General features: G+C 37.7%; 13 protein-coding genes. All 13 read right to left on the minus strand.

Translation table 11 applies throughout. From position 1 onward, the window contains the following. Window positions 1-98: 98 nt before the first annotated feature. On the minus strand, window positions 99-7,796 hold the full coding sequence (locus MKX53_RS19240; RefSeq protein ID WP_340913601.1) for a leucine-rich repeat protein: 7,698 nt from the start codon (window positions 7,794-7,796) through the stop codon (window positions 99-101). 216 nt (window positions 7,797-8,012) lie between these two features. Further along, a complete protein-coding gene (locus tag MKX53_RS19245; protein ID WP_340913604.1) occupies window positions 8,013-9,002 on the minus strand; it encodes a hypothetical protein in 990 nt (329 codons plus the stop codon). Continuing rightward, window positions 8,989-9,531 (minus strand): hypothetical protein, encoded by a 543-nt coding sequence (locus tag MKX53_RS19250; RefSeq protein ID WP_340766092.1) that lies wholly within the window; start codon window positions 9,529-9,531, stop codon window positions 8,989-8,991. The genes MKX53_RS19245 and MKX53_RS19250 overlap by 14 nt, the downstream gene beginning before the upstream one ends. Before the next feature lie 23 nt (window positions 9,532-9,554). Next, window positions 9,555-9,872, minus strand: coding sequence for a hypothetical protein (locus MKX53_RS19255; protein WP_340913607.1), 318 nt, complete (start codon window positions 9,870-9,872; stop codon window positions 9,555-9,557). 119 nt (window positions 9,873-9,991) lie between these two features. Next, window positions 9,992-10,447 (minus strand): hypothetical protein, encoded by a 456-nt coding sequence (locus MKX53_RS19260; RefSeq protein ID WP_340913610.1) that lies wholly within the window; start codon window positions 10,445-10,447, stop codon window positions 9,992-9,994. A 96-nt stretch (window positions 10,448-10,543) separates the two neighbouring features. Beyond that, window positions 10,544-12,601, minus strand: a complete 2,058-nt coding sequence (locus MKX53_RS19265) for a hypothetical protein (RefSeq protein WP_340913612.1) — start codon at window positions 12,599-12,601, stop codon at window positions 10,544-10,546. Continuing rightward, the gene (locus MKX53_RS19270; RefSeq protein WP_340766085.1) at window positions 12,598-14,466 is read right to left on the minus strand and encodes an ATPase, T2SS/T4P/T4SS family; all 1,869 of its coding nucleotides are present in this window, start codon (window positions 14,464-14,466) and stop codon (window positions 12,598-12,600) included. Before MKX53_RS19270 ends, MKX53_RS19265 begins: the two co-directional genes overlap by 4 nt. Next, window positions 14,463-15,275, minus strand: a complete 813-nt coding sequence (locus MKX53_RS19275) for a hypothetical protein (protein WP_340766084.1) — start codon at window positions 15,273-15,275, stop codon at window positions 14,463-14,465. The genes MKX53_RS19270 and MKX53_RS19275 overlap by 4 nt, the downstream gene beginning before the upstream one ends. 26 nt (window positions 15,276-15,301) lie before the next feature. After that, complete coding sequence (locus MKX53_RS19280) at window positions 15,302-16,057, minus strand: hypothetical protein (protein ID WP_340913614.1); 756 nt, start codon at window positions 16,055-16,057, stop codon at window positions 15,302-15,304. Continuing rightward, on the minus strand, window positions 16,054-16,218 hold the full coding sequence (locus tag MKX53_RS19285) for a hypothetical protein (protein ID WP_340766080.1): 165 nt from the start codon (window positions 16,216-16,218) through the stop codon (window positions 16,054-16,056). The genes MKX53_RS19280 and MKX53_RS19285 overlap by 4 nt, the downstream gene beginning before the upstream one ends. Continuing rightward, entirely contained in the window at window positions 16,215-17,162 is a 948-nt protein-coding gene (locus MKX53_RS19290) for an SAF domain-containing protein (protein WP_340766078.1), read from the minus strand. The genes MKX53_RS19285 and MKX53_RS19290 overlap by 4 nt, the downstream gene beginning before the upstream one ends. A gap of 61 nt (window positions 17,163-17,223) precedes the next feature. Beyond that, window positions 17,224-18,693, minus strand: coding sequence for a hypothetical protein (locus tag MKX53_RS19295; RefSeq protein ID WP_340766076.1), 1,470 nt, complete (start codon window positions 18,691-18,693; stop codon window positions 17,224-17,226). A 269-nt stretch (window positions 18,694-18,962) separates the two neighbouring features. After that, window positions 18,963-19,625, minus strand: coding sequence for a hypothetical protein (locus MKX53_RS19300; protein WP_340913616.1), 663 nt, complete (start codon window positions 19,623-19,625; stop codon window positions 18,963-18,965). Between the last annotated feature and the right edge of the window lie 8 nt (window positions 19,626-19,633).

The following is a 19,633-nucleotide window of genomic DNA, read 5'->3' on the forward strand; positions in this document are numbered from 1 at the left end:
AGAAGGACAGATTACTCTGCCCTTCTTTCCTCTACAACCACTCACAGCGATTTTATCTGTATAAGAGCAGCGATTAAATCTCTTCAGTAAACCATCTATTAGTTCTTCAAGAAAGTGAACTTAGTTAAATCACGTTTCACTTTGTAACCTCCACCTACATGAAGATAATCTGCGTCCGTGTGGTAAATTCTATATTTTTCACCAACGTTCAATGTTCTTTCAACAGTACCATCCGGTTTATATAACGTCATTGGTTGCGTTACAGTGAACCAACCAAATACATATGTCACACCATCTTGCACTTCTATAAATTCTCCTCCACCAATAGAGTAACGCTTATCATTATAAGAATAGACTTTATATTGTTGTCCTTTCTTAATGGTACGAAGGAAACGACCATTTTTGTCATAAACATTTACACTATCCTTACGAACTTCTCCCTTTCCAATGTGGACTGACACATTTTGAGGTTCGATATAATTACCATCGGATAATTGATAATAACCCTTGTATGTGTCCTGCACTAAGTGTAGAGATCCTTTATCTAAATACTTATTTGGAACACGTACGATATTTCCGTTTGCGTCTTTAGTATAAACAGGTACAGCTTGCATAGCTTTAAGTGTTGCGACTGACAAACCATGAAGATTTGGCAAAACAGTATTTGGTATCAATAACTCTTTAAATACCGTAACGTCAACCGTATTTGTTTCTAAATTAGATCCATTTGCTACATAAATTCCTTTAATTTTATATTCTCCAAGTTCATTAAAGATTAAACTACGGTCTACCTCAATAACACCATATTTGTCCATCTTCCCTAAATCTATTTCAGTACGCTCGATTCCGAGAAGATTAGTCGTACTATTTGACTTAGTTTCTAAATACAATTTCGAACCATTAATAGGAGATTTAATATTTATTTTAATTTTTACTTTTAATGCTTCTGTAACTTCCACATCAATTTGTGGAATCTCTAATACTAAATCAACATCTCTATTTGTTGCTACCATAACCTTATCTGACTGTTTCGGTAAAACAATAGCAGGAGCAGGAGTAGGTTCAGTCGGTTTCGGTGCTACTACAGGCGGTACAATAACTGGTGGTGTTGGAACAACCACTGGTGGTACAACAACTGGTGGTATTGGTGTAACAACAGGCGGTATAACCTGAATTGCATCCAATCGAGCTGTCAAATCCGTTTTATCTTGAACGTTTGGTAATAGATTAACCAACGGACGAGCGGAATCTATATCTGCTTGTAATTGAGAACCTTCGGCTTTTACTACCGCATTTGTTGCATCTGCTAGTTTTTGTGCATCAGACTTCAACGCATCAATTAACTGCTGAACTGCATCTAGTCGGTCGGTTAAATCGGTCTTATCTTGACCATTTGGCAATAGATTAACTATCGGACGAGCGGAATCTACATCACCTTGTGTTTGAGAACCCTCTGCTTTCACTACTGCATTTGTTGCATCAGTTAATTGCTGACCATTGTTTTGAGCATCAATTACCTGTTGAACTGCATCTAGTCGATCCGTTAAATCGGTCTTATCTTGACCATTTGGCAATAGATTAACTATCGGACGAGCGGAATCTACATCACTTTGTGTTTGAGAACCCTCTGCTTTCACTACTGCATTTGTTGCATCAGTTAATTGTTGAGCATTGTTTTGAGCATCGATTACCTGTTGAACTGCATCTAAACGGTCCGTTAAGTCCGTTTTAGCTGTACCGTTTGGTAATAAATTAACCAATGGTCGAGCACTATCTACATCTGCTTGCGTTTGAGAACCTTCGGCTTTCACTACTGCATTAGTTGCGTCTGCTAGTTTTTGTGCATCAGACTTCACTCCATCAATTAACTGCTGAACTGCATCTAGTCGATCCGTTAAATCGGTCTTATCTTGACCATTTGGCAATAGATTAACTATCGGACGAGCGGAATCTACATCACTTTGTGTTTGAGAACCCTCTGCTTTCACTACTGCATTTGTTGCATCAGATAATTGTTGAGCATTGTTTTGAGCGTCGATTAACTGTTGAACTGCATCTAAACGGTCCGTTAAGTCCGTTTTAGCTGTTCCGTTTGGTAAAAGATTAACCAACGGGCGAGCATTATCTACATCTGCTTGTAATTGAGAACCTTCGGCTTTCACTACCGCATTTGTTGCGTCTGCTAGTTTTTGTGCATCAGACTTCACCGCATCAATTAACTGCTGAACTGCATCTAGTCGATCTGTTAAATCAGTCTTGTCTTGACCATTTGGTAAAAGATTAACTAACGGACGAGCTGAATCTACATCACCTTGCGTTTGAGTACCCTCGGCTTTCACTACTGCATTAGTTGCGTCTGTTAATTGTTGAGCATTGTTTTGAGCATCGATTAACTGTTGAACTGCATCTAAACGGTCTGTTAAATCGGTTTTGTCTTGACCTACAGGCAACTGACCTACTAGCGGGCGAGCTGAATCTACATCTGCTTGTGCTTTAGAACCTTCGGCTTTTACCACTGCTTGTGTTGCTTTAGCTAATAAATCCGCTTGTGCTTTCGCATCGTCAATCTCTTTTTGGATAGCGTTTAAGCGGTCTGTTAAATCGGTTTTTTCTGTACCGTTAGGTAACAGGTTTATCTCTGGAAGTGCTGCATCCACATCTATTTGATCTTTACTGTTTTCTGCTTTTTCTACAGCTTTCGTTGCTTTATCAATTTGGTCTGCTAATGCTTTATTATCAATATCTTGTTGAATCGCATCTAAACGGTCGGTTAAGTCTGTTTTGTCTTGACCTACAGGCAACTGACCTACTAACGGGCGAGCTGAATCTACATCTGCTTGTGCTTTAGAACCTTCGGCTTTTACAACTGCTTGTGTTGCTTTAGCTAATAAATCCGCTTGTGCTTTCGCATCGTCAATCTCTTTTTGGATAGCGTTTAAGCGGTCTGTTAAATCGGTTTTTTCTGTACCGTTAGGTAACAGGTTTATCTCTGGAAGTGCTGCATCCACATCTATTTGATCTTTACTGTTTTCTGCTTTTTCTACAGCTTTCGTTGCTTTATCAATTTGGTCTGCTAATGCTTTATTATCAATATCTTGTTGAATCGCATCTAAACGGTCGGTTAAGTCCGTCTTATCTTGACCTACAGGCAACTGACCTACTAACGGGCGAGCTGAATCTACATCTGCTTGTGCTTTAGAACCTTCGGCTTTTACAACTGCTTGTGTTGCTTTAGCTAATAAATCCGCTTGTGCTTTCGCATCGTCAATCTCTTTTTGGATAGCGTTTAAGCGGTCTGTTAAATCGGTTTTTTCTGTACCGTTAGGTAACAGGTTTATCTCTGGAAGTGCTGCATCCACATCTATTTGATCTTTACTGTTTTCTGCTTTTTCTACAGCTTTCGTTGCTTTATCAATTTGGTCTGCTAATGCTTTATTATCAATATCTTGTTGAATCGCATCTAAACGGTCGGTTAAGTCCGTCTTATCTTGACCTACAGGCAACTGACCTACTAACGGGCGAGCTGAATCTACATCTGCTTGTGCTTTAGAACCTTCGGCTTTTACAACTGCTTGTGTTGCTTTAGCTAATAAATCCGCTTGTGCTTTCGCATCGTCAATCTCTTTTTGGATAGCGTTTAAGCGGTCGGTTAAATCGGTTTTTTCTGTACCGTTAGGTAACAGGTTTATCTCTGGAAGTGCTGCATCCACATCTATTTGATCTTTACTGTTTTCTGCTTTTTCTACAGCTTTCGTTGCTTTATCAATTTGGTCTGCTAATGCTTTATTATCAATATCTTGTTGAATCGCATCTAAACGGTCGGTTAAGTCTGTTTTGTCTTGACCTACAGGCAACTGACCTACTAACGGGCGAGCTGAATCTACATCTGCTTGTGCTTTAGAACCTTCGGCTTTTACAACTGCTTGTGTTGCTTTAGCTAATAAATCCGCTTGTGCTTTCGCATCGTCAATCTCTTTTTGGATAGCGTTTAAGCGGTCTGTTAAATCGGTTTTTTCTGTACCGTTAGGTAACAGGTTTATCTCTGGAAGTGCTGCATCCACATCTATTTGATCTTTACTGTTTTCTGCTTTTTCTACAGCTTTCGTTGCTTTATCAATTTGGTCTGCTAATGCTTTATTATCAATATCTTGTTGAATCGCATCTAAACGGTCGGTTAAGTCTGTTTTGTCTTGACCTACAGGCAACTGACCTACTAACGGGCGAGCTGAATCTACATCTGCTTGTGCTTTAGAACCTTCGGCTTTTACAACTGCTTGTGTTGCTTTAGCTAATAAATCCGCTTGTGCTTTCGCATCGTCAATCTCTTTTTGGATAGCGTTTAAGCGGTCGGTTAAATCGGTTTTTTCTGTACCGTTAGGTAACAGGTTTATCTCTGGAAGTGCTGCATCCACATCTAATTGATCTTTACTGTTTTCTGCTTTTTCTACAGCTTTCGTTGCTTTATCAATTTGGTCTGCCAATGCTTTATTATCAATATATTGTTGAATCGCATCTAAACGGTCGGTTAAACCGGTTTTCTCTTGACCATTCGGCAACAAATTCACCAGAGGACGAGCTACATCTACATCTGCTTGCGATTGAGAACCTTCCGCTTTAACCACTGCATTGGTTGCGTCTGCTAGTTTTTGTGCTTCAGCTTTTGCAACATCAATCGCTTGTTGGACTGCATCTAAGCGGTCTGATAAATCGGTTTTGGCAGTTCCGTTAGGTAACTGATTAACCAAATTACGAGCTGAATCTACGTCTACTTGTGCTTTAGAACCTTCAGCTTTCACTACTTCCGCTGTTGCTTCAGTTAATTTTGTATCAATTGGGGTATAACTTCCACCTAAAGATACAAAAGTGTATCCTCTTGCATCGGCAAAGTCCTTAACTGTAGTAGGAGAATCATATCCATACATAATTAAGTTAGAAGCAACTGCTTGATTGGACTGAAACGTCGATGAAAACATTGTTACAATTGTTGATGGTAAAGTTACAGAATCTAATTTATTTGAAGCAAAAGCCAAACTTCCTATGTCTGTAACTCCTTCTGGAATAACAACAGTTGTTAATTGATTACCAATAAAAGCGTTTCCTCCGATACTTTTTAAAGTAGAAGGTAATTGTATGTGTGTTAACAAATTATTCCTAAATGTCATTGTGGGAATATCAGTAATTCCTTCTTCCAAAACTATAGATGTAATTATATTTTCTTCAAATACCTGAGTTCCCCAAGAAATCAACCCTTTTGGTATTTTTATCGTCGTTAACTCGTTTTTACTAAATGCTGACTGACCTAGAGTTTTTAACCCCTCTGGTAAAACTACATGGTTTATTTTATTTCCAGTGAATGCTGCCAGTCCGATTTCTTCAAGTGTAGATGGCAATGTTAAGGTTTTTATATTATTAGTTTGAAACGCACTAGCCCCTATTGTTTTTAAACCTTCAGGAAGATTTAATTGAGTCAGAAGATTAGTTATAAAAGCTGATGATTGAATTTCTTTAACTGTATTGGGTATGATTACGGATGTTATACTTTTACCTCTGAATGAAGAGCCTCCCAGTATAGTAACAGGCAAACCGTCTATCATGGAAGGTATACGAATGTCTTTACTTGTTCCTTTGTAATTTGTAATTGTTACTTCTGTTGCTGTTTTCGTATATTCAAAATCGGTACTTACGTTCTCTGTTAAAGGAACATAATTATTACCTAGAGAGACATACGTGTAGCCATGTGTAGCTGCATGACTTGATGATGTAGTACGTAAATCGTATCCGTATAATTTGAAATCCGATGGTGTTGTTCGGTTACCTTCAAATGCATTCAAACCTATACTAGTTACCGTAGAAGGTATTTCAACAGATTTTAATGAGTTATTCTCAAATGCTCTAGTTGAGACAGTCAACAGTCCCTCATGCATCTTGACAGATGTTAAAAGGTTATTGGAAAAAGCAAATTGATTAATCACAGTTACACCCTTAGGCACTTCCACGGTGGTTATTTGATTGTTCATAAATGCGTTTTGGCCTATTGTAGTCAGTGTTGATGGAAGAATTGCAGATGTTAAATTCTTATCTTTAAAAGCATTATTCCCTATTACAGTTACAGGTTTACCATCTATTAATGAAGGTATAACTACATCTGTTCGAGTTCCTTTATATGCAGTGATTGTTATTTTCCCACTACTTGTTGTGTAGGTAAAATCAGTAGATGGATTTTCTGCCAATGCTTTATTATCAATCTCTTGTTGAATCGCATCTAAACGATCGGATAAGTCCGTTTTATCTTGCCCTACAGGTAACGGATTAACCAACGTGCGAGCTGAATCTACATCTGCTTGTGCTTTAGTTCCTTCAGCTTTAACTACTGCCTGTGTTGCTACTTCTAATGCAAGAAGATCTGGGTTAATTGGCTTTGGCTGTAAACTGGAGAGAAATGATAAATAAGGAAGCGACTTGCCTTCTTCTATCTCCCATACTGCATCGGTTCCATTATCTCCAAAATCAAACCCAAACCCTCTCATAGCGTATGTTTCTTTTTTAAGAGCCTCATCATGAGTTATCGATTTCGTAATAAGCGTTGAATGCCCATTACCCTGGATATAATCAGCTGCCACCATATTTGAAACTGTTGGATTGTTTAGGGCTTGTCCAATTCCCTTACCGACGATCTTTCCAGATGTGTTAACACTTTTATTTAGTGCATACAAGTTTGAATATTTACCACCAGACGCTGAGCCTATAAGCCCTCCTACAATACCTCCCCCTGAAACACTTCCTGTAGAATAACCATAGGAAACAGTTGTATTCTTTGATAGGTTACGTCCTATTAGACCTCCAGCATAAACATTTCCTGTTATATCTCCTGTGGAGTAAACATCATTAATACTTCCAGTATGATTCGTGTCTATTAAACCGACAATACCTCCTCCTGGGTCGGTACTTGAAGTTACGGTTCCACTATTAAAGCCGTTTTTTATAGAACCCCCTAGTCTAATCGTACCAACTATTCCTCCTGCACCTTTTCCTGTAACTTCTGTTTGTGAGAGTACATTATTTAATGAGCCACCTGAGATGTTTCCAACAACTCCACCCGCAATACCTATTCCCGATACTTTACCGCTAACTATTACATTTTCTATAAGACCAAGAGTCGAACCTGCTAATCCTCCAACAGCTGCTCCAGATGCTTTTGAGGATTCTACATTTACATTTGATAAGTATAGGTTTTTTACAACACCAGTTGCACCAATTGAACTTATTAATCCTGTATAGGTTACACTAACAGTATTCATCGTTAATCCATTAATTGTATGCCCATCACCATCTAAACTACCTGTAAATACATCACCTTCTGCAATTGCCATCCAATCTATTCCACTTAAGTCAATATCGTTCGTCAGTTTAAAGGAACTATTTAAATAGTTCCTCATTTGGTCCAATTGTCTTGCATCTGAAATTAAAAATGGGTCAGCCAACGTTCCCGTACCGCCAGCAAATAAATTATTTACTGCTGCTAAACTTCTATATATTGTAGATTGTCCATTCGTTTGTAGTAATGATGAAGTAACTAGATTTCTTGGTGATTCATATGTTTGATTGACTTGATTTTGAATAGGATTTACATTTGCGCTAACCGTAGTAGCTTCATTCCCTAACAAATTAGTAGCTAGTATAGCTAAAGACATAGCCACGGCTTTATATACCGGTTTTCGTAAAACATTGTATGGTACTTTTTTAGATGAAAGTGTATCTAATTTAACTGTTTGAAGTTCATTATTTTTCAGTTTCATTGTAAATCTCCTTTGTCTCTCTTATTTTTAACTACCTTTTCGATATTTTCATATGAAGCAAAAATACAACTTGAAATAACGAATAATGTTAAAGGGAACATAATATTAACTTCTTTATTTAGAGCGTTTACCGTAGCTAATATAGAGCAGATTATGGATATCGATAAGCACACTTTTATAATGAAATTTCTTTTCAATTTACATCTCCCTTTCCTATCAAAATTCATTCAAACAAGATTTTTCCACATACCCCGCCTTTGCTGCTTCCTTCTTCGTTGAATAAATTTCACCAACGGTATAAGAGAAACCACAAGACTCACGGAAATATAGCTTTTCGCCATTAACAGTAGTTGCATGTATAGGATCTACTTTCTCTAATCGTCCACCCGCTAAAGCAAACTCATTAAAAGTGCCTTGCCCTCGTTGGTAGGGATAACCTTGAAAGAAAGTAAAAATACTTATATCATCTACCGTGTTGTACCAATCTTCTTGTTCTATCAGTGGTAGTGTGAATTTGTACGTAACTCCTAACTGTTTGGTATACACGTTATGCTCATTTATGTAATAAGCGAGTTCATCCTGAAATACATTCACAATCGTATTTTTTCGAATACGATGAAATTCATCTTCGTCATGGAGAAGTGGAATCGTTATTTGAGGATCTTTTACTAACTCTTTCCGATTACCATTAATCCACTCATCTAAGGCGGCATCATACACAGTTACATCTTCTTCTAAGGTAAAGGAGATGATATTTCCTTCCGTATCGTGATAAGTAAAGGGAATTTTCGGCAACCATACTCGCTTCAGTTCCTTTTCTCCATTTGAATTATGAATCTCTTGATAGACACTTAACAAAGCCCCGTCATAGTCCATTACCGCAAAAGCAGGTACATAACGAGACATAAGATCTTGTGTCACATCATCTTCTACACCGAAGTTGATAGATAAACTATGTAGAAATGTTTGTAAAGCGGGCTCAGGGTTCACTCGGTTGAATTTAGAGGAACTATATCCAGCTTCTTTTGTCGGAATCACATTCGTTCGTAATTGGTCCATTGCATCCTGTGTAGCGACTGTCATAGCAGTATCATATTGATGATTTAGGTTAATAAACGTATTAGAATCCTCTGATTTCCATTGGGTAAAAACGAGCAATGAGATGACAATCAAGATATAGAAAATTGCAAAGTTAGTAATCTTCATTTAGCACCATCCCACCGTATGGAACAGAGATGACTATATCGTTACCACCCGCTCCACCTGTTAAGAAGTCAAATAACATAGTAGACTTTGTTTTGGTCACATTCTCTACATGTACTGAAAAAAAGTCCCCTTGCTGTAGCTTGTACATACGTTCTTTTTTGGGAATCACATTCGTTTCGTCAAATAAAAACTTTTCAATTTGATACCAATAATACTCGTCATAATCAACGGTATAATCTCCTGTGAATATATTGGCGTTCGTATAAATAGGTGTATAGACTTTTTGTTCATGCACTATGTCGGTACGGAACAAATAAGTTCCAACCGAGATTTCATTTTGAAAATCCTCATACATTTTAGGAGTGATATATCCTTTTGTTCGAACATTATCGACGAATTGAGTAACGGCTTGTTTGACGTTTTGGTAAACAAGGTCATCTTGCTTTTGATAGGACTGGTAAACAGGAACGTAGAACATTAACAAGACACCCAGAAGAACGGCAAATACTTTAGCTATGAAATTTGGCAAGATGTTCGTCTCCTTTGCTTACTCTATATTTGTGTGAAAATAATTTTATGGGCCTTTCCAGTCGCATCCCATTCAAGTGTTTGTTTATATAATCCTTGCAAAGAAACCGTACTTTGAAAGTTTTTAACATCTAAATCGGTTAGAAACAGTTGTCCGTTTACTACAATCGGAGTATTTTCATCAGATAGCCGATACAGTTTGGCCACGACTTGATCTCCTGTCCAGTTGATCTCTGCAGGGATCTGTGTATCCTCTATAAATACGGTGGCTCCAGATGGTACGTGTTCATACGCATCAGACCAATCGGTCATTGACCAAAATGTATAGGCTAATGCACTCATGGTAATCAATGCGGCAAAAGCGAGGTAAAAGGCATTGGAAATACTTTCATTCATAATAGAAATTTGGCGGCACTCCCGAGGAAGTGCCGCCTTCCTCCTTCTAACTTAATTGGTTAAGCTTAGTTTTGAACAAACTCAACTGCACGAATTACTGAGTTAGAGTCACGTTTGATTGTAGCTTTGAACATTCCTGATGGATTGATATATTCAGCATTAGTCGAATTATTTACATTTGATGGAGTAGAAGCAACTGTCAGCGTATCTCCGCTTAGTTGGTTGTAGTACCAGTTCCCACTATTTTTACCTGTTTTTACATAGATACCGATATTGTTAGCTTTTCCTTCTGTTTCGAACTTACGAATAGCGTTTACTACCTGTGAACCAGAAATAGTTGTGTTATCAAAATTTAAGTACTTTTGATCTTTTAATTCAGTTGTTGCTTGGCTGAAATCGGTTGTTGCCGTTTTTGCTGCTTCTGTCGCTGGACTGAATACGTTTACCGAAAGACCAATTAGAGCTAGTGTTAATAGTAGTGCAGCCCCTAACAGTAACGCAGTTGATGTACTTTCTTTCATGTGTAAATCTCTCCCTTTTGTCTGTAAAATTTTTATTGCATCAACAAGGCAAAAAGCCTTTGGGATACCAAAATAATATTTATTATTTGTGAAAACCTATCCTATTAAACTAGTGACATTTTTTGTTTCCACTACACTTATATAAATAAGTGGCCCCACCAAATACAAAAAGATTAAAACGTTAATTGGAACCAACCCGAGTAAATTTGCCCATGTGCCTTTTTCGCTTATGGAACGGGCATTGGACTCTCGGCGTTGCTCTAAGTAAAATTCTCGTTCCATATCAATGTCGTCAAAAGACTCTTTTATACTGATACGGACAACCGCCAGTTTTAATCGTTCAATGATTTGTTGAAACGGCTCAAAACTTACTCGTTCACCTAATAGATGAAGCGCATCTTCTGGACCAGCATCATACACATGCATGGATTCCTGAATTGGTTCTTTAAATACCACGCTAAAGCGGTCCATCCAGGTAAGGATGGTAAAAACACTCATGCGGTCAAACTCACGAAGAATACTGATCAGTACCAAATGTTGATGCACTTCATTCTCCATATCTTTAAAGCGTAAGAAACGCTGAAAACGTAAAATCAAGGTTGGAATGTTCCAAACCAATAATCCGAATAGGAAAGCTACAAGCACTTCCCACCATTTCAAGAAGGAATTTTCCACCACAAGCCATTTTGATATAACTCGTTCTGTAGCCTGTTTGACCTGTTGGTTATTCACATCCGACACACCTAATTGTTCTGCTACATATGCTTGTACCATTTCAGGAGTTAAGTTCTCCATACTTTGGATGTCCTCGATCACTCGACGGTCAAAAGCAGATTTTTCATTTAGTGCTTGCCGTTCTTCTGCCGTGATTTTTCCGGCAAAAAGTGTTTCGGGAACTGCTGTATTTAATATAGATTTCGCTTCACGTTCGTGAGCGTAGGCAAATCCTCCAATAAATAGAATTACAACTCCTAGTGTTAATAAGATTTGCCTCAACGTTAGCCACTCTAATTTAAGAGGAGAATTTGCGTCTTTTAGCAGCTTCATAATTTTGAAATGTTCTTTGGTATAAGGCTCCGGAGCAAAAGCACCGACGATTTTATTTAAGAAAGGCACCTTCTCCAATAGTGTTTGTTCCCATTTAACTCGTTTCACATTAGACTGATACTTAGCTTCAGTAATCTCACGCATTTTACGAATAAGCACATAAGCCAGTACGGCAACTCCATATACTAAAACTTCTGCTAGGAAACCTAATCGAGACTCATAGAATTGTTGAGTAATAGGAAATGTTTGTGTCGCCCAATTCTTTATTGGTAAGGCAAAGAATATCGGGGTTAGAGCTAATACACTTAAACCACGCATTTCGTAAGTTAACTTAGAGCGGTAAAGAATTTCTGTATTAAGCTCTTGGTTAACACTAGTAAGACCTCGCAAGAAGGCACTACCCTTTTCATTCACTATGTCACCTTGGTCTTTAACAAGAACAGCAAGACCTGCAATTACTTTTAAAAAGCGACTAGGTGCAACTTCCTCGTATTTGGCCATTTCTGCATTTGGATCTACGCTTGTAAGAATGGAATAGATTCGATTGGCTTGTATCTTCATTTCAGGACCAACGTGCTGAATAGACTCGTAAATAGCTTCATCTACCATTTTGGTTTGTTGGTAGTAAAAGCGAACACGGTTATTAAATTCTTTCAATTGTGTCAGTAATCGTGTTTCTACTCTTGTGACAAAGAAGTCCAGTAACACACCCGACAGAAATAACAGTCCTAACGTAATCCAAAACAATACGAGCCAGCTAGGACGGAATAGAACTGCACCTAAGAAGAAGAAAGCGATAAATCCGCCAATAGTAAAGACAATTCGCATGATTTCTCTACGGAGCGTATATTCGTCATACACCGATAATGTCTCAATCCGTAATCTAATACGTGCAATCACTCCTTTGATGATTGGAATTCTGCCCGCTTTGATATACGCTTTTTGTGCAAATTGATTGTATTTGGATTGCCAGGATGTCGTTTGGTTTATACCGAACTCTAGTTGTGCATTCTTGTTCTTTTTCTTGTTTCTCTGTTTCCCGTATAAATAGAGGGCAATCAGTACCCCGAAGCCGATAAAGGCAACGAGGGTTAAAATCTGTATCACGCTACATCCCCCCAAACACGTTCCACAAATTCTCGGAACGCTTGTTGATCTTCAACAGAAAGCTGTTTTGTAATTTCCTCTTGTCGTTCTCGACTAATTGGATATTTCGCTACGTACTCTCCGTTTTGAAATTCGATAATATTTCGTTCCTCAAATTGTTTTCGTTGTGTTTGTTGATGATAAAATGTGGTAGCGACCATTAGAAATTGGTCCATTTTATCTTCTTTTGTTGCATCTGTTGGTAAGGCAGGCAACTCCGCTTTTGAATCTGTACTAAGGGGAATACATTCGGTGATTCGTTCGATATAACGTGAACCGTCATAGTCTTGACGCAAATGTATATCAAACTCCAGCACGCTCACTACTTGTTGTTCCGCAATAGTCTCATTGTTGAAAATGTTTACTTTTAGTAGAGAATTACGTAAGGCATACACTAAATCACTAAATGTTTTAGCGTGGTGTGTAAAGATGGTAAACAAACTCGCAACTTGTGCAGTTTGAATCATCCATGCTGCAACAGGGTCAGTGGCAACCTCCCCTAATATGTTTACCGCACCATCCGTTTTCTTTTGCAAATCTAGTCCATCTTGACCGCTTATTGTATCGGTTTCTTGGAAAGATAAGATATTTCTATCGGGATAAATGTTTCGTAGGTTTAATTCGAACCTTGTTTCCTGGATACGTAAATTCAGTGATTTATGGATGTAACCAACCATTCCCATGAGTAAGGTCGTTTTACCAGAGCCTTGGGCTCCAGTAACTGCTGTCACTCTATTTCCTTTCATAAGGAATTTTATAAGTCCTATCGCAATCTCGCTCTTTGGATGCGTAATTAATTGTTCTAATTCCATTTTCTTTGAGTCATACTTTTTACGAATAAAGAAAGCCCAACTTTCGGAAAACTTTGGTCTTACTACCGTGACACGAGAACCATCCGCCATTTCATTAATCATGTAAGGACGAGATTCTGATAATTGCCCTGGATAGTTAAACTTGTAGATATTCTCTACTACTCGGCGGACTTCTGCTTCATGTTCAAATTCGAGGAATGATAAGTGAATTGATTTCCCTTTATACATCACCCAAATAGAGTTTAATCCGCTTGTAGCCGTTTGCATTTTCCCTAGAATGTAGTCTTCATCATCTAGATTCTCCATGCGATTAGGGAGCCCTGAGACACCACCAGAAACACCATCAATACTCATATCTCGAATATCATCAATGATGCCAAATCCTTTGTAGTGACTGTAGATACGATTGGTAATAATTCGCATCTTATCCTCAAAGCGTAATTTAGTGATTTTTTCTTTATAGATATCTCTTATTTCTGTTTCAAAGACTCGGTAGCCACCATCTTCTTTAGCCTCTGCTAGACCGTATTGATCTAACAATTCTCCTAAAGCATGTTTACCGTGTTCTTTTTGATAGACGAATAGTAGAATATCGAAAGCATCTCGTGCGGATAACTGTGAAGGTGCTTGGAATGGAATAACCAAATTCACATTTTCTTCATTAAAGTTATAAGTTTTCATCAGTAAATCGTAGATAAATTCACGGACATAAGTCTTGGAAGAAATATCGCCTGTATTACATTTTTTCAAAGCTTCTTTTAATTCTTCTCTCCGTCTCAACTGACGGGTAAATTCATCCTTTGATAAACCAAGATTAATCAAGTCCATTGTGGTGATTTCCGTCATTCGATTCATCACAAATTCTTTGATTACAGACAACTTATAGGTCTCTCTCTCATTTTCTCCCATTTCACTATCTGGCTTACGTCCTTTTAAAACCCGCCAACCTATGAATAACAATGCAGCTCCGGTGAGAAGAAGGATAATCCATGCGTTAAACCAAACATCGGTCATAGATCATCATCCTCCGTATGATTTAATTTCAGTTGCTTCATGATGGTTTTATTCACATCTCTTACAGACTGAATAAAAGCGTGGACAGGCTCCGCTCTCTTAGCTCGCATAGAACGAAGAAAGAAATCCGATATTCCCCGTTGATTAGATGCGTCACGAAATGCAGTCGAATACAGGATTGGGTAAATTGGTGCTTTCACTTTATGTGAACGCTTAATGTTCTTGACAGAGTACGCTGATTTATCATCATAGTTACTAATTAGCACGATATACGGCTTGCCTTCTAATTCTGCAGGGAAAGAACCTCCCGAGAAAAATTGATCAATGACATATGCGTTCTGCGGTAAATTCACTACAACTAGGTCAGCATCTTTTAATAACGCTCTTGTAGTGGAATTGAATGTACCCGAATGTGCATCTATCCAAAGGGTATCGTAGTGATGCGAAGCAACATGTAAAATGGAGCGTAAAATATTCTCTGCTTCCCCTTGGTTTTCCCACTCTTTTTTACTGCCAACAAGTAAGTCTAATCGGTTCTTATAAATGGTGTCGGTATAGTCCGGTATTGCCTCGGCTTTTAACAATTTACTTTTCACTAAACGTTCTAGTGCTTCCATTCCTCCATCATCAAATCCCGCTCTTTCACCTTTTGTATAGAGGTGCTCCAAGGTAGAGAACGTCAATTGTGTATGAGTCAAAAGCGAATGATAATGTTCATCTAATGCAAACATAGAAGCAAGGGCAACTGTATTGGATGTAGTGGCACTTTGTCCGTGGACTGGAGACCACATAATAATTTTTTTCCCCATGTTATAACTCCTTTCTGCTCGCTTAACTAATTACTGCTTCCAATAACTAATGCTCGTTCTTTCGTTTTTTCTTTTTTCACTCGTTTTGTACCGAATTTGAAAAAAGATGTCTTCACTGCATCTTGTACTTCTTTGATATGCATTTCATAAATCTCCGAAACGATTTCACATAATACATCTTTGTATTGCTTATTTACTTTCTTGAATGGAATGATATGGTCATGTCCCATTTGAATTCGCAATGAAATCATAAATTCATCAGGTTCTATCATGTGATTCATGGATCTCCATGTAGCTCGGTGATTCAATAAATTATCAAAATAGTCACCAGTCAATTCGTATCCTGACTTGAAGGTCACACGTTTGATATTTTTATCTTCTGTTTCATCAAACAATAAGTGGAGTAAATCAATATCTTGCATTTGGTTAAGACGTTCTTCGTCCCCAATGTAATAACGTTCTTCAAAAATTGGCCACTCATTGGAAATGATTTTTGTACTATCCATATCGACTATTACCGTATCGTAGTTCGTGGTAGACTCACCTTCGATACGTAGTAATTCTTCAACGTCTAACCACTCCTTTGCGCCTGCTAATATATCGATTTGTTGAAAATCGTATAAGTGCTGATTTCCATTCAATCGTGCAATGCCATGTTGATAAATACCACGTTCGGTAGTGTCTACAATTAATACTCGTTGGTCTAATTTCGTTAAGAGATGACTGAGATAAATAGTAAAATCAGATTTGTTTCGAGAACCTACTAGTTGGATTGTTTTCATTGTTCATGTCCTTTCTCTCTCATTGCTTGAATATAGAAGTTTATGAAATGCAGGCTGTCTTTACTTTTTCCACTGCTTTGTTTTCCCGAAAAAGAAATAACTTCTTTATTTCGCTTATTCCTAGCTAATGTATTTTCTTTACTCGTTTCCATTACTTTCATTCTCCAGTCACTCCTTCTGTTTCAGTAGTTTCAGGTGGAACCTGGTTAAATTGATTTAACGCATTTAATTCATCAATTTGTTTTTGCTCTTCGACTGCAGCCTTATTGCTTTCTTCTCCAGCTCTTAACTTTTGTCGCTCCTCTTCTTCCATTGCCTCTAAGCCCATTTCTAAATTAGCTCGATTTTGTTTTTCTAGATTCAGCTTTGCTATATTTACGATGTTTGGAGAACTTTGAATTAGTGACAAAACATTTTGTTTAACTGGATATGTAATTTGCGATCCAATCTGCATTTCTCCATCCACATATGGTAAAGCGTAAATCTTTGCACCTTCGATATAGGCATCCACTATCGCAGAACTCATAGATAGAATCTCAGCTTCATCGTTATCCATCCAAACGGTTAGACCTGCAACTTCTTTTACTTTCTTTTTGGCGAATAAAATATAATCGTCACCATTTGGGAACTGAATACGAATATCTACATAATCAGCTGCTTTCAATTTAGAAGGTAATTCGATTAAGGAATACTCGGCTTCCCTTATATCATTCTCGATATTTTCATCCATATAAACGAGTGAATCGATTATCACTGTATTGGCTTTTAAATCCGTTCTAGCATAATAATTAGTTGCATCAAATTGTGGAAGAGACATCGTATTTTCTGCCTTAGCTAGTTCAGGTAGAGATACTTCCACTAGCATTTCTTTTGTAATGACTTCTCCTCTTTCAACATCTGCTGTTAAGGCATATCCTTGTTCATTTTGTTCAGCAGTTTTTTGTAAGAGCTCCATTTTCTTTTTATATTCTTTCTTCAAAGCTAATTCACGTTCTTGTACGTGGTCGTAATAGAAATATCCACCTACTGTAGCGATTATTAGCATAATGCCAGCTCCTATAAGACCTGACCAAATTAATTTTTTCGTTCGCAGTCTAATGCTCACTTGTTACGTTCCTCCCTTTTCTCTTTTCCTTAGCACTGGGTAAACCTATTGGTCGATTCCTTTATAAAAATTGGAATGCTGTAACGATTAATAGAGTGACCACAACACTTGTGACGCTGATCAGAATACCCTTTTTTTGACTAAAGCCTTTTTTATCTTCTTTCAGGAACCCATCTAAAATATGGATAATTTCTTTTTGTCCTTCTTCGATTACCTTGTATGGATTTTCATCTGCAGTAAAACGAACAAACTGTAACTGTGGAAACCGTTCTTCCACATCTCTCACAAGAGACTTACCTACGAATGGAACTAAGTAGATGTATTGGTCAGGATCCGTTATCTGTTCGGTAAATTCTTTAATCCATTGGCCTTTCCATTCATAAGGAGATACGAGTAAACAACGAACATGAGACCTTTGAAATTCATCAAAATAACGACTCTCCTCAATTGCTCCTATATCCAGAACCACATACTCATAGGTGGGAATGATTTCCCCTAAGCGAAGGTCCTCCCGATATTTGTAATGGTCGATTCCTTTATAGGTGAATTTATTCTCATTTCGGAGGAAATGCTGCTCCCCTTCGTATAAAGCGTGAATCCGATCAAAATCCTCTGAATCATTTAATTCAATTAGGGCTACGCTGTGCTGTTGGTTTTGCAAATAACTAGCAATCGACATAGCAGTGTGTGTCGCCCCTAAGTGTGGTTGAACACCAGCTACCGCAATGACTACCGTCCCTACTATTTGAGGTCGATTGTAGACTTCTTTCGGAATTGGCATGAGATCAATTATTTCGTTAAAATCAATGTCTGAAGAAGTGATAAGCTTTGCCTTTGGTTTTGGTTTGGACTTTGGCTCTTTGGGAATGGATTCTTTCATTTCTTTTTCCTTAATGCGTTGCTGCTTCCATTCTTCCCCCGCATCTTTCACGGACTTTAAGTTACCTTTAACCGACTCTAAAATTTCTTTCGTCTTTTGCCCTTTTGGAACACTAGGTTTTGCTGCTTTCTCTGTTTGTATCTTCTCAGTTGGAGGAGCAGCTACCTCTTGTGATTCTTCCATTTCGGTTACTTCTACTACTTCATCAAATTCAAGTTCTAATCCCCCAACACCATATTTAGAAACATTGGCATATTTAGGGGGAGCTGAAAGTTGTTCTACGAACTGTTCAACGATTATCTTACGTTCATTGAAAATGTCCAAAACATTATGTGCCACGAGTTTTCCGAGGAATGGATCACGTCTATCCCGTTCACATAAATAAACCACTCGAAGACTGTCGTTAAATTCCACTCGCCATTTATTTATGATTTCTAACATTTCTTCATCTCTTGCTAACTGTTCTTCAAAGTCACTCGGTAAATAAGTGTCGTGTAAAATCACCATATCAGGTTCTTCAATCTCGATAATTTCACTTAAATACTTTCGATGGAGTACATCATTATCAATAACGTCCAACCGGGCACTTTCAAAATGATTACGGAGGATGGCAGCAAGTGTTGGTTCAGCTACTGCAATAAGAATGGACACAAGTTCCCTCCTTTTTCTATCAACACAAAAAACCCCAACCAATAGAAAGGAAACGTAACAATGTACGTTGCTTTTCTATCGATTGGGGTTTTCCCATTTATAGATAGTAATTTTATATTTACTTTTAATTTTTTTAGGAACTAAACAGGATGTTTCCGCACCCTGTATAGCTTCTCTCCTCAAAGTAAAAACCTTGAGAAAAGGTGTTACTCATAATTTACCACTAGGACAAAAAGAAGTCAAACGGTTTTTGTGATGATTCAATAGACCTACTTTCCCGAAATTGTATGAAACTCTGGTGTATTAATAATAATCTCTTCTTTATTTCCAAGATGTAGATGGTAATTAAATTGGCGTAAGTCAAAGCCAGGTAGCAATTCCAAAGACTCTATTGAGTGCGTAGAGAGTATCAAATTGGTACGTTGAAGTAATGATTTGATCAGTTCCGGCTGCAAGTTATCATTATCTCTCAATACAAGATACGCTTCATCAATAATAAGGTAGTCCGTTGTTTCCGCAAATACTAAGAGGTTTTCTTTCGCCTTAGTAGATAATTCTTGCGTTAAGAATACAACAGACTTTTCTTGCTGCATTAATTTCTTAGCAAAATTTATTAATCTATAAGATTTCCCTGTCCCAGCACCCGTTATTACGAATGAAGTATTTAAAAAGGCACTACCAGGTTGTAATAATTTTAGTTCTTTTTCTCCTTCTACTATCAAGGGTATCGTAACAATGGCATTTCTTTCGTCTTGCAGTTCAGAAATATCTTGTAAGAGTTGTTTCAAGTATGTTTCTGGGTCATTATTTGTGAAAACATCCATATTTGAATTAATACTATTTAAGAGTTCTAAGATCTGTTGTTTAAAAAAAGGTTCACTTCCTTTTAACCTTTCTTGCATAGTATTATAGAAATTGTCTTTATATTTCATTTTCATAA

It is taken from the genome of Psychrobacillus sp. FSL K6-4615 (genome assembly GCF_038008225.1).
Classification (GTDB): Bacteria; Bacillota; Bacilli; order Bacillales_A; family Planococcaceae; genus Psychrobacillus; species Psychrobacillus psychrotolerans.

What these genes read in the sequence shown, in the direction of transcription:
- MKX53_RS19240 (WP_340913601.1), bottom strand. Translation starts at nt 7,796, where the DNA reads ATGAAACTGAAAAATAATGAACTTCAAACAGTTAAATTAGATACACTT.
- MKX53_RS19245 (WP_340913604.1), bottom strand. Translation starts at nt 9,002, where the DNA reads ATGAAGATTACTAACTTTGCAATTTTCTATATCTTGATTGTCATCTCA.
- MKX53_RS19255 (WP_340913607.1), bottom strand. Translation starts at nt 9,872, where the DNA reads ATGAGTGCATTAGCCTATACATTTTGGTCAATGACCGATTGGTCTGAT.
- MKX53_RS19260 (WP_340913610.1), bottom strand. Translation starts at nt 10,447, where the DNA reads ATGAAAGAAAGTACATCAACTGCGTTACTGTTAGGGGCTGCACTACTA.
- MKX53_RS19270 (WP_340766085.1), bottom strand. Translation starts at nt 14,466, where the DNA reads ATGACCGATGTTTGGTTTAACGCATGGATTATCCTTCTTCTCACCGGA.
- MKX53_RS19275 (WP_340766084.1), bottom strand. Translation starts at nt 15,275, where the DNA reads ATGGGGAAAAAAATTATTATGTGGTCTCCAGTCCACGGACAAAGTGCC.
- MKX53_RS19280 (WP_340913614.1), bottom strand. Translation starts at nt 16,057, where the DNA reads ATGAAAACAATCCAACTAGTAGGTTCTCGAAACAAATCTGATTTTACT.
- MKX53_RS19285 (WP_340766080.1), bottom strand. Translation starts at nt 16,218, where the DNA reads ATGAAAGTAATGGAAACGAGTAAAGAAAATACATTAGCTAGGAATAAG.
- MKX53_RS19300 (WP_340913616.1), bottom strand. Translation starts at nt 19,625, where the DNA reads ATGAAATATAAAGACAATTTCTATAATACTATGCAAGAAAGGTTAAAA.